This is a genomic window from Paenibacillus sp. WG02 (genome assembly GCF_055396115.1).
Genome location: NZ_AP036016.1, coordinates 6,773,357 through 6,785,012 on the forward strand (window position 1 = coordinate 6,773,357; position 11,656 = coordinate 6,785,012).

Genomic DNA, 11,656 nt, shown 5'->3' on the forward strand with positions numbered 1-11,656 from the left:
TTCATGTTTTAGGCGATGCGGGCATCACCATGATCATTTTAGTTCCCTGATCAGCCACACTTTCAATCCTAAGTCCATAATTCTCCCCATAAACCATTTGAATCCGGCGATGGACGTTCAGCACGCCAATGCCGCCTTTTTTACCCGCTTCATCAATTTCAGCATCTGCCAGTCTGTTCGTACTCAACTTCTCTTGTAGCTGCGCAAGCTGTGTCTCCGACATCCCTGAACCATTATCCTCTACGCTGATCCAGAAGATTCCGTCCTCAACCCCTCCGTCGATTCGGATGAAATGATAATCTTCCAATCCTTCCGGAAATGCGTGCTGGAACACATTTTCGACAAGAGGCTGAAGAGTCAGCCGAACCATGACATGAAGCAAGTATTCGGGCTTAATAGCAACATCAATCTCGAACTCCTGGCCAATTCTATGCCTTAGAACGACCAGATAATACAAAACGTGTTTCAACTCGTTCGCAACCGTTATTTCCTCCAGATTGGTTTGGACCGAGTACCGCAGCATGTACGCCAGTGCCTTAACGATTTCGGATATTTCCTCTGAATCCTGAATCGTGGCATAGCAGATAATCGTCTCCAGTGTGTTGTACATAAAATGAGGATTGATTTGCAGCTGAAGAGATTGAAACTCAGCCTTCTGCCGCTCCATCCGAATTTCTGAATTGCTTAATTCGACTTGAACCACACGATCAACCGCTTCAGATAGCCGATTGACCATCACGTTATAGCGTACCATGAGTTCGACAATTTCGTCCCTGTGAGAGGGGAGTGGGATGGTGGCCCAATTTCCTTTTTCCGTCTCTCTCATCCCGGATTTAAGTACTTGAATCGGCTTGGTAATCGACTTACCGAATCTATAAGCAAGTAAGATCGCTAGTACCAGTGTAAATAATCCGACTACCAGCGTTGTTGAACGAATGTTAGCCACCGGCTTACGGAGCTCATGAAGCGGCATGGAGACAACAAACTGCCAACCCGAGTAATCGGATGTGCGGCTTAGATACATGCGCTGATCCCCCTCATTGCTGTCAATAAAGGATCTATTCCCAGCCTCTTGAAGCTTTTGCACAAATTCATTGGGAACATCTGATCCGACTTTACTTCCATCGGGGTGATACACATAGCGCCCCTTATCATCAATGATAAACAGGTACCCGTATTTACCTAAATCAATCCCTTTCCATAGGGCAGACAAATCAGCGGATCTCATCTCAATGGCGAGCAAGCCATTCAATTCAGGCGAGGTGAAGCCTCGGATACGACGGACTAGTGTGAGCATTTGATTCTCTTGACCTTCAATAATGGTGTGGTTCAAAATACTTAATTTGCCGTCAGCCTCTGTATTGGCGAGAAAGTACTCTCGTTGTTTCCGTTTATCCTCCGCATTGAAGGATTGCTCGTTCACCCCATTATAGTAATAGACCGCATTCAGCTTATCGCTGAGCAAATAAACGGAAGCTAACTTAGGGTTGCGAATAAATAACGGATCGACACTCGTTTCGAGAATCATTTTCCGATAGGTATAAAAGTCATATTCCTCTCGATTGGCCTTCAGGTCAATAAACTCCATCACCTGTCTGTTCGTCAACATAGAGACAATGGAGCGCTCATAGTCTTTCAAATACAGATCCGTATGATGAACCGCGTTTCCGACGATTTGATTCATTTGGTTCTCAACCATTTCCGCTAACTCATCGGAAGAGGTCATATAAGAGAAAATACCGACACTGCTAAGAGAAAGAATGATGACAATCAGAAAATAGACGAATAACTTTTTAGTTAAACCTCTAATTTTCATTTGATACCGAGCCCTGCGCGATATTCAGAAGGCGAAACGCCAACAATTTTTTTGAATGTTTTAGTAAAATGAGGGTAATCGTCATACCCGACATCGGAGGCTACATCCACGATTCGAACATAAGGGATAGCCAGCATTTCCTTCGCTTTGGTCATCCTTTTTTTGATTCGGTACTGAACAAAGGTCTCTTGCGTTACTTTTTTAAAAAGCGAACTGAAATAGGTAGGTGTCAAACCGACCATCGCAGCGACTTGATCCAGCGAAATGTCTTCTGACAAACGGCTGTCGATAAAGCATTTGGCCTCTTCCATGGGATCTTTGAAGCTCCCGCTTCGAACGTCTTGAAGTCCTTTCGCCATGTGAATCAAACCCTTCTCGAACGCTTCGAGGGCTTCCTTCACACTATCCGCTTGCAAGTGAGCTTGCACGGAGGAAGGGGAGTAACTGCGGGCTTGAAAGCGTTTGACAAGAAGCGCATTGCAATCATCTAACAGCTCCTTGAGCTGGGCCAACGATAAATTGGCAGATAGGCAGTATTCCCGCCAGCGGCTGATTAAGCTGCTTAGTTCCTCCATTTGCAAAGCCCATATCTGCTGTTCCATTTGATCGATCCACTCGATATAACGAGAAGGCGGCATATAGCTGCGTGATGGCTTTTTGATCAATTGATCCAGCATACCATGTACATCCGATTTGGTAACCGGTTTCAACATATAGTGACGAACACCATAATTCATGCTTTTTTGGGCATATTCAAAGTCACTGTAACCGGATATCACAACGGTTTTAATTTGCGGAAATTCCTCATGAATGATTCTGCAGAGCTCCAATCCGTCCATTTTGGGCATGCGAACATCCGTCAACACAAGATCAGGTTCACAGGCGCGAATCCGCTCTAAAGCAGCCACGCCGTTCTCGAGCCCGTCTGTATTTTCGAGAAAGAAGGTGCGTACATTTCTGCCATCTTGACCATTCCTCTGCGAATGACAGGTTCATCGTCTACAATCAGTACATGCATGTCCAGACCTCCCCTATGTTTCTCAGAATCGCTTTCCAATTATGATAACTCACGGAAATTGGTTCTACAACGGAAGGAATCACAAACGAATTTGTGCGAAACGCCACGTGACAGAGCTAAAGGATGTCGGTTCCCCGTCAGTCCCTATCAGTTCCCCGGAGTAGACGCCAGTTGCATTTTGCGTGACTGCTGCCTTCCACCAGCCGAACTTGCCTTGTTCATAATCAAACGATTCCCCGTCATCGTCGTATAGATTGCCTTCACCCATTCCATCACCGAAATGAACCAATTCAAGCGGAACACGCGTGCCTAAAGGGGGGACATGCGCCAACGCAGGCATCATCGGAATGACGGACCCGTTTCTAACAAATACCGGAATTCGCTCTAAACCTGCTTGAACGCGAATAATACATCCGCCGGTGTAGCGTTCCCCTGTCTCTAACCCATACCAGATGCCGGATGGCAGCAGGACCTCCCGCTCGGACTCTCCTTCAACCAGTGGAGCTACTAACAATGCATCGCCGAACATGTATTGATCATCCCATTCTCTTACTTTTTTCTTGCCGTAAGCGGCATCTGTCGTATTCAAGGTTTGCTCAGCTGCTTCGGCATACAGCGCCTCGGCTTCCGCGATTTCTGATGCGGACATAACGAAAGGCATTGCCCGGAAAGGAGGAATACCTTGCTCTCGGTAGGTGGCGAAAGCCGTATATAAATAAGGCAGCAATCTCATCCGCAGCTTGATATAATGACGGACTGTTCCTTCCACTTCCGGGAAAGACCATGGCTTCGTTCCATCTCCCCATGCATTCAGCATGGCGAGTGGCGAGAAGCATACCGTCTGCATCCGCCGTACCCAATCTTCAGCATTTCGGGCTCTGCGAACCTCTGGCGTCCATAACAGCCCACTGAAGGAGGAATTGCATAGACCCCGAATAAACTGTTTGTGATCATAGAGGTCCGAATATAGAACATAAGGCATCGTTGAGGCTGCGGCATTCGAAGCTCTAACAAGCCCGTACGTTCTACGATTTTTGCTGCGGAACAGTTCAGCTGTCATTTTTTGGAACATCAACCCGTACATTTGTCTCATTTGCTCACCGTCCAGACCGGACGGAAACTGAGCATGTCCTGGAAACATCCAGGAATTGTTGGTCAAATCACTACCGTCACATTCATCCAGCTTGTACCCTGATACTCCGATATTAATATGCTGCTCTTCATGCTGCTTCTTGTAAAGCTCCACTGCTGCAGGAAGTGAATAATCCGGAGCAAGCCCACCCCATACCGAATGACTCCCCGAAAAAGGCTTAAGTTCTTCGTACAGCTCACTCTTAGGTGATACAAAGGGATGCTCCCACAGGTTCACTCGAAAACCGCTTTGGTCCAAATCTTTTACGAATTTTTCGGGCTCAGGGAATCGGCTCTTTTCCCATTCATAACTGACTGGGTAGCTTTGGCTGTGCCAACCGGGCTCGAGTCCGATCACATCACAGGGAATATCATGCTTACGGAACTGCTCCGCTTCTTCAAGCACTTGCTGATCCGTATACAGCGTCGGAACACGGTGCCAGAAGCCAAGTCCCCACTTCGGAGGAAGTAGGCCGCCACCGCAAAATAAATTATATCTAGCGACCGCATCCGAAAGGGTTGGTCCGCCAAATACATACACATCTGCACCTTCAGCAGGAAGCCGGATCTCCACCCGCGATGCAACTAGTGTTGCTTTCCATTCCTTATCGGTGTTGCGATCACGAATATCCTCGCTTTGCGTTTCCTCCTGCCTTATCGTTGACCCGCAATACATTGTCACAATCCGTGAGGTATCCACCAAAACGCCATACCCGAGATCGCTTACATAAAAAGGCACAGGAGCATGCGTCTCTCCCGTATCCTGCTTGGGATCGCTGTTCACACGCAAATAACGGTTTCTTCCCCGTTGATTCATTCTTAATAATTGCAAGCCAGTACCATACAACTTTTCTGTACGATCAAGCGGAATAGATAGAATTAGACAGCCACTTGCTTCCTCAAGCTGAATACTTTCCCAGGCAAAAGGCGGCTGTACCTGCGGCATTTGTTGCAGAGCCTCGGTTTTCGGCAAAACGCCCATTAAGGAGAGCGGTGTAATTCCTTGCGGTTCTCCGATCGTAAGGCGCCATACGCCAGGTGCCGATTGTTGCCAATTCGTTATCTGCATATTAGTTTCCCCATTCACCTATAGAGTTGGAACCTTAATGGCCTTCGTCTGACCGGATTCGCTTGCCAGCTTCGTGTAATGAACAAGTGCTTGAGTTTTCAAATAGTCCCTGCCGCTTGTTTCCGCTTCGCGTCCCTCCTGAAGCGACGCCAAAAATTCAGCCAGTGTATCCGTTTCATCCACTCCGCTAAGATCATCGACGAGTAAGACCTCTCCGTCACGAATTAGGCGGATTTCCTTATCGATGACTTCCATAGCCCCATTGGTTCCTTCAATTCTCCAATTGCCGCTCCACGGTGTTTCTGTCCCTCTTGCTGCGATGGATGCATTGTAGGCAGCTGTGATACCATTGTCCATTTCAAGGAAGGCATAAGCATTGATAATAGCCCCTTCCTCTTCCCAGGCGCCAATTGGATTGTAGAGTTTGGCCTGGACCGATTTCCCTTCTCTTCCGGTAAAATAACGGATCATATCAAAGTGATGTACCCCAATGTCATCCAGGATACTAACGGTATATCTCCGCTGCACATGGTGGTATCTGTAGAACTGTATGTCCAAAGTAGAAATGCTGCCAATCGCACCTTCGTCCAAAAGCTGTTTCATTTTACGAACATAAGGCATCCTGCGGTAATTTTCTGCGATCATAAAAGGAATGTTTTCCCGTGCAGCTCGAGCTACGACCTCGATGGATTCCTCATAATCAAAGGAAATCGGTTTTTCACACAAAACAGCCAGCTTACTGTCAAACGCCGCATGGTTCACAGCTGTGTGCATCATCGGCGAGGTCACATTGACGAGAAAATCCGCCTGCTCGTTTTGCAAAGCTTCATCTAACGAGGTATAGAAGGGGAACGGATCATCCATCATTTTCTCCTTCATGGCCATATCCACCTCAACAACGGCTGCTAATAATCCTTGATCTCTTAGACGTTTATACCAACTGAACCCTGCAGATCCCAAACCAACCAGTATAGCTTTCATATGTAAATTAACCTCCCTAAGCTTCAATCCTTCAATGGAATAACCATATTCCAAGTGTTCACTGCGCCCAGAAATCCCCCGGGTCCGTCGGCAACTGCTGCGAACAGGTGAGTCGGTTTCCCGTCATGAAATAACAGAAATGGCCGTTCAAGATTGCCCATCGTCTGCTCCGTTCCATCATCCCAAAGAACCGTACGTGAATAAGCTTTTGGCGTCTTAGACAATTGCCAATTCAACCCATCTGGAGAAACAGCATGAATGCCTCCATGCCTTTCCCCGCAAAGCGTCCCCTCCATATCCTTGGCTAACAGCTCATACCCTTCCGGCGTCTTCCAAATGAAAGGATCCTCGATATGAAATTGATCTGGTGGAAAAATAGGCTCCTCTGTTAATACGCGATAGGGTCCCTGATAGCTGTCTGCTGCAGCTGCCCCGATCATCATTTTCCCATGAACATTACCCTCGTATTGACGAGCTTTGTAGACAAGCAGCACGGAACCGTCTTCCTGTAAGCAAGGTGCCGGATTAGAGGTCAAATAACTGTCGAACCGGTTTGGGCGCACGGGGAGTATCGGTTTCTCGCTTCTTTCCCAAGGTCCGAAAACACTGTCTGCCATAGCGAGACCCACTCGTTTATTAGAACGTGCTACGATGCATCGCGGATCTTCCAACCCGAATCCATCACCGGCGACCACATCAGGTAGCGGGTGCGTAGAACCCATATAGTAGAGTAAAAACTTATCTCCGAATTTGGTGATATGTGGATTATGTGTGCTGCGCCCGTCCCAATACTGGGCTCCTCTAGCCGGCAGAACGACCTCTTGAAAGGAATATGGTCCTTCCGGAGTATCCGAAACCGCTCTCACAATTTCCGAAGCAACCAGCCAACCAGGATGCATGGGCAGCGATTTGGGCCAACGGGAAGCAAACATATGATAGCGGTCATCCTCTCCCCGAATAACCGAACCGCACCATACCCAATAACCTTCCATTCGAAATCCGCCTTCGCGGGGCGCCGGCAGCATACGTTCTGCGATACTTTCCATTCAGACACTCACCTTTCCATCGTTTTGTTGCCTTCATTATAGGAGATTATTCACTCTAGTAGAACGGACAAACTTAAGATAACATGTGTTTTTTTACGATTCAGCCTATGAAAAAACATCCCTCCGCTGAATGCTCTGCGTAAGGGATGCCTCGTTTGAAAGACCGTTTATTTCGTATCGATCAAAATCGCACCTTGCTTCTTGTTCCAGCGATCGGTCGCTTCTTTAATAATCTCGTTGCCGCCTTTCGCTTTATACTCTTCGATCACCTTCGGCCAATCGGAGATTGGCTCTTTGCCGTAAATCATTTTGATCATGTGATCGATAATGATTTTCGGGCCAACGTCAGGCTGAGGAGCTGCAAGATCCGGAAATTTTGCGAAGCTGCTCAAATCAGGGTAAAACCCGATACCAGACAGACCTTCCTTCGTCAGAACTTCATCGAATGCTTTCAAGGTCGCTTTTCCATCTTCATTCAGCAGCAGTCTTGGTTTATTGTAAGTGGAGTCATGCACCGCCCACATCGTTCCGCTGCGGAACCCTTCTTCATCGGTTTCTTCCTTGGTCGTCGGGAATTTATACGTAATTTTGCCGCTGCTGTCCTTCGTGTAGGTATCGCCTTCAATTCCGAAGGTAAAGAAGGTTTCAGCTTCTGGAGTAACCATCCAATCAAACATTTTAATAATTCCCGCCGCTGTTTCTTGCTTCACATTTTTATTAATGAAAAAGGAACGAATAACAGGTGCATAATAGAAGTACCCGCCTTTTCCTTCCGGACCTTTTGGCGAAGCAATAATATCAATTTTTGCTCCTGGAACAGCTTGTTGAGCTTTCGTGCGGTAACCTGGCAATCCGGAAGCATTTTGCGACCAGATTCCCGCTTTGCCCGACTCAATACTTTTCGTAAAATCAGTCGAAGTAATGGTTGCGAATTCCTTTGGAATCAAACCTTCGTCATACATCGTTTTGTACGTGGTGAGTGCTTTCTGCATATTTTCTACATCGAAAAATTTCGGGATGACTTGACCATTTACCAGCTCAAATTGATCCTTATAAGGCAAAACATCGTAAGCTCCTAGGATAATGTCCGCATACTTGAAGTTTTCCCTCATTTGATAGGGATTCTCTACACCCATCTTCTTAAATGCCCGCAGCACATTCAGAAATTCATCTACGGTTTTAGGAGGTTGAAGCCCGGCCTTCTCCAGCAAATCCGTACGAATGTACGTGGAACGACGGGATGGATTGCTCAAAAATTCAGGAACGCCATAAATCTTCCCTTCATACGAAACACTATCCCAAGCTGCTTTGGGCACCACTTTTAACAAATTCGGCCCATTTTGCTTCAAAAGCTCGTCCAGCGGCATGAAAACACCGTTCTCAACAGAACCGGACATCGACTTACTGCCAGGACCGCCGATACTGCCAACAACGTCGGGAATATCGTTACTTGCGAACATAACGCCGAATTTGGCATCCTCCACAACCTTGACGTCCACATCCGTATTCGTTAACTCCTCCAGCTTCAATATCCATTTATCCTTGTTCAAATCAGGTACCCGGGTATGATATCCCGTACTGACCGTCGTTGGATAGAGCATGGAGAATTTCACTGGAGCTTTCTTCACGTTACCTGATGGCTGTGGTGAACCATTTACAGCAACCTTTCCATCCGAAGAACATGCGGTTAAAGATGAAGCCGTCAACACGACAGCCAGGGTAAGACTGATTGTTTTTTTCATATAACACCCCTTCTTTCCATTCAATGTGCAAGCGGTTTCACAACTCTGTATGTATCATAACGAAAAGCTGGCATTTCCTGTATGTATAAATTTAAGACGCCCTGTCATTTTATACGATTAAAAATAAACGTTTTAGCGCACTCTACGTTTCGCTAAGTATATGGTGACTGGAGTGTTTAGTATAAAGTTGAATGCGAGGGCGCTATTTTGTCTTTTTTGGAAAGTCGATGCGAAATGGACGGTTGAGCGGTTTACGGTTTGGGGCTGGTTGGCCTCGGGCTTGTCCTTGGCCTTGGCTTAAGATTGGGAGGCTCATAAGCAAACCCCACCAAAAAACAAAAAACTGCTCACACACAGAGCAGTTTCATATCAATTTGCTATCACTATTTCTTACCCAGAAAAAGCACGCCTTTTTTATTGTTGTAGCGGTCCGTCGCTTCTTTAATGATCTCGTTGCCGCCTTTGGTTTTATATTCTTCAATGACTTTCGGCCAGTCGGAAATCGGTTCCTTGCCGTAAATCATTTTAATCATATGATCCATAATAATCTTCGGCGCAGCATCAGAAGCTGGGGAAGCGGCATCGGGGTACTTGGCATCGGCCTCCAGATTAGGAGAAAAGCCAATACCCGATAAGCCTTCTTTGGCTAAAATATTGTCAAATGCATTCAAAATGTAGGGTCCGTTAGGATCCGTTTGCATTTTCAGACGGTTAACGGTACTTTCATGGGAGGAATGCAGCGTTCCACGGTGATCCTGCTCTTCTTGTTCTTCTTTGTTGGTCGGCTCTTTATACTTCACTTTACCGTCAACGACCGTATACGTATCGCCTTCGATACCGAAGGTAAAGAACTTGAATGCTTCCTCTGACGTCATCCAGTCGAAATATTTAACGATTTCTGCGGCCGTTTCGGGCTTCACGTTTTTGTTGATGTAATGAGCACCAATCACTGGTTGGTACATCAGATAACCGCCTTTGCCATCCGGTCCCTTCGGCGAAGTGATAACATCAATCTTCGCATCTTTCACCGCATTCGGAACGTTCGTCCGAAAGTCATTCAAGCTGACTAAGTTAGAGGACCAGATACCAACATCGCCGGAGCGGATATTTTTCAACCAATCGGTGGAAGTTGTCGTCGCGAACTCTTTGGCCATCAAACCTTCATCAAACATGGTCTTGATCACGTTAAGTGCTTTCGTCATATTGTCCACATCAAAAAACTTCGGCACAACTTGACCATTTACAACCTCGAATTGTTCTTTATAAGGCAGCACATCAAATGCACCCAGAACAGTATCGGCATATTTCAAATTTTCACGCGCACCGTAGGGATATTTAACGCCCATTGCCTTAAACTTCCTGAGAACGTTCAGGAATTCATCAATTGTTTTAGGTGGCTGTAAGCCTGCCTTTTCAAGCAGATCGGTACGAATAAAAGTAGCTCGTCTGGAAGGATTCTCTAACCAGTTGGGGATTCCATAAATTTTCCCATTATAGGAGACGGCGTCCCATGCTTCTTTTGGTACTGTTTTCATTAAATTAGGGGCATTCTGTTTCAGCAAGTCATCCAGTGGCAAGAACATTCCAGCTTCTACGGAACCTGACATCACTTTGTCTGTTGCTGTGCCCAAACTGCCAACCACATCTGGAATGTCATTGCTCGCGAACAAAACACCCATCTTGCTTACTTCAGTTACTCTAAGTGTAAGGTCTGTATTCGTCAGCTCTTCCAATTTCTTTACCCATTTGTCATTGTTAATGTCAACACGCGTGTGGTATCCAGTGTTCGTCGTGGTCGGATATGAAATAGAAAACTGGGTCGGTGCCTTTTTGCCGCTGTTGTGACTGATGACGGCGTTGCTTGTGACTGATCGGTTTTTCCCGTTGAACAACCCGCTAAAGTACCAACAGACAATACAGCGACGAGCGCGAAACTTGCAACTTTTTTCAAAAGAACCCCTTCTTTCCAAATGAAAATATCAGGATTTCACTGAACCCACCATCATCCCTTGGATAAAGTGCTTTTGCAGGAACGGATACACACAAAGGATCGGGATCGTAGCCACGACAATGACCGCCATCTTAATCCCTTCCGGTGATAGTAACATCATTAATTCCGAAGATACATCGGATTGCCCCATCTGATCTGTAAATACAATTTCTCTTAGCCGCACCTGAAGCGGAATCCAATTGCGATGATCGATATAAAACACGGCCTCGGCATAACGGTTCCAATGACCCACGGCATACATGATACCCATCGTAGCCATAGCAGGCTTAGAAAGAGGGAGTACAATATTCCACAATATCCGAAACTCGCCGCACCCGTCAATTCTTGCCGAATCCAGCAGCTCCGTCGGTAAGTTCAGGAAGAATGAACGCATAACGAATAAATTAAAAGCGCTAATCGCCATAGGAAGCATTAAAGCCCAAAGCGTATTAAGAAGCCCTAACTGTTTCACTAATAAATAGTTCGGAATTAATGGTGCGCTGAAAATAAGGGTAAACAGTACCATCACCAGAATGGATTTACGGAACAAATATTCAGGCCTGGATAAAGGATAAGCTAATGTTGTTGTCATAAACAGGTTGATCAAGGTTCCAAAAACCGTAATAATGACACTATTTCGAAACCCAATCCATATCGTTGGATCCTGTAAAATAAGTTTGTAGCTGCCCAGTGTGAAGCCAACAGGCCACAACGAAACTTTACCCGCATTAATAGCAACGTTATTACTTAATGACTGTGCAATAATGTGAATAAGAGGAAGTACCATGCTGAGTCCGATCAAACCTAACAAAATGATATTGAATACATTAAAAATTTTATGGCCTCTTGTCATAATCATAGCG

The 11,656-nt window shown here is 46.1% G+C and carries 9 protein-coding genes; all 9 read right to left on the reverse strand.

The window, feature by feature from the left end:
- Position 1: 1 nt before the first annotated feature.
- The 9 genes from ACBP55_RS30615 to ACBP55_RS30655 all read right to left on the reverse strand — a co-directional run bounded on the left by ACBP55_RS30615 (position 2) and on the right by ACBP55_RS30655 (position 11,652).
- Positions 2–1,816: a cache domain-containing sensor histidine kinase gene (locus ACBP55_RS30615; protein WP_464647047.1), complete on the reverse strand. Its 1,815-nt coding sequence runs from the start codon at positions 1,814–1,816 to the stop codon at positions 2–4.
- Positions 1,813–2,724, reverse strand: coding sequence for a response regulator transcription factor (locus ACBP55_RS30620; RefSeq protein WP_464647049.1), 912 nt, complete (start codon positions 2,722–2,724; stop codon positions 1,813–1,815). The genes ACBP55_RS30615 and ACBP55_RS30620 overlap by 4 nt, the downstream gene beginning before the upstream one ends.
- On the reverse strand, positions 2,712–2,834 hold the full coding sequence (locus ACBP55_RS30625; RefSeq protein WP_464647050.1) for a hypothetical protein: 123 nt from the start codon (positions 2,832–2,834) through the stop codon (positions 2,712–2,714). Before ACBP55_RS30625 ends, ACBP55_RS30620 begins: the two co-directional genes overlap by 13 nt.
- Before the next feature lie 79 nt (positions 2,835–2,913).
- The gene (locus ACBP55_RS30630) at positions 2,914–5,034 is read right to left on the reverse strand and encodes a TIM-barrel domain-containing protein (RefSeq protein ID WP_464647052.1); all 2,121 of its coding nucleotides are present in this window, start codon (positions 5,032–5,034) and stop codon (positions 2,914–2,916) included.
- Between the two features lie 18 nt (positions 5,035–5,052).
- Positions 5,053–6,015 (reverse strand): Gfo/Idh/MocA family protein, encoded by a 963-nt coding sequence (locus tag ACBP55_RS30635; RefSeq protein ID WP_464647054.1) that lies wholly within the window; start codon positions 6,013–6,015, stop codon positions 5,053–5,055.
- Positions 6,016–6,038: 23 nt separating this feature from the next.
- A complete protein-coding gene (locus ACBP55_RS30640) occupies positions 6,039–7,061 on the reverse strand; it encodes a glycoside hydrolase family protein (protein WP_464647056.1) in 1,023 nt (340 codons plus the stop codon).
- Between the two features lie 167 nt (positions 7,062–7,228).
- On the reverse strand, positions 7,229–8,803 hold the full coding sequence (locus ACBP55_RS30645; protein WP_464647058.1) for a type 2 periplasmic-binding domain-containing protein: 1,575 nt from the start codon (positions 8,801–8,803) through the stop codon (positions 7,229–7,231).
- 383 nt (positions 8,804–9,186) lie between these two features.
- On the reverse strand, positions 9,187–10,695 hold the full coding sequence (locus tag ACBP55_RS30650; RefSeq protein WP_464647060.1) for an extracellular solute-binding protein: 1,509 nt from the start codon (positions 10,693–10,695) through the stop codon (positions 9,187–9,189).
- An 87-nt stretch (positions 10,696–10,782) separates the two neighbouring features.
- A complete protein-coding gene (locus ACBP55_RS30655; protein ID WP_464647062.1) occupies positions 10,783–11,652 on the reverse strand; it encodes a carbohydrate ABC transporter permease in 870 nt (289 codons plus the stop codon).
- Positions 11,653–11,656 lie beyond the last annotated feature (4 nt).

Excerpts from the sequence above, each read along its gene's own strand:
- ACBP55_RS30615 (WP_464647047.1), bottom strand. The coding sequence starts at position 1,816 with ATGAAAATTAGAGGTTTAACTAAAAAGTTATTCGTCTATTTTCTGATT.
- ACBP55_RS30625 (WP_464647050.1), bottom strand. The coding sequence starts at position 2,834 with ATGCATGTACTGATTGTAGACGATGAACCTGTCATTCGCAGAGGAATG.
- ACBP55_RS30630 (WP_464647052.1), bottom strand. The coding sequence starts at position 5,034 with ATGCAGATAACGAATTGGCAACAATCGGCACCTGGCGTATGGCGCCTT.
- ACBP55_RS30635 (WP_464647054.1), bottom strand. The coding sequence starts at position 6,015 with ATGAAAGCTATACTGGTTGGTTTGGGATCTGCAGGGTTCAGTTGGTAT.
- ACBP55_RS30640 (WP_464647056.1), bottom strand. The coding sequence starts at position 7,061 with ATGGAAAGTATCGCAGAACGTATGCTGCCGGCGCCCCGCGAAGGCGGA.
- ACBP55_RS30645 (WP_464647058.1), bottom strand. The coding sequence starts at position 8,803 with ATGAAAAAAACAATCAGTCTTACCCTGGCTGTCGTGTTGACGGCTTCA.
- ACBP55_RS30655 (WP_464647062.1), bottom strand. The coding sequence starts at position 11,652 with ATGATTATGACAAGAGGCCATAAAATTTTTAATGTATTCAATATCATT.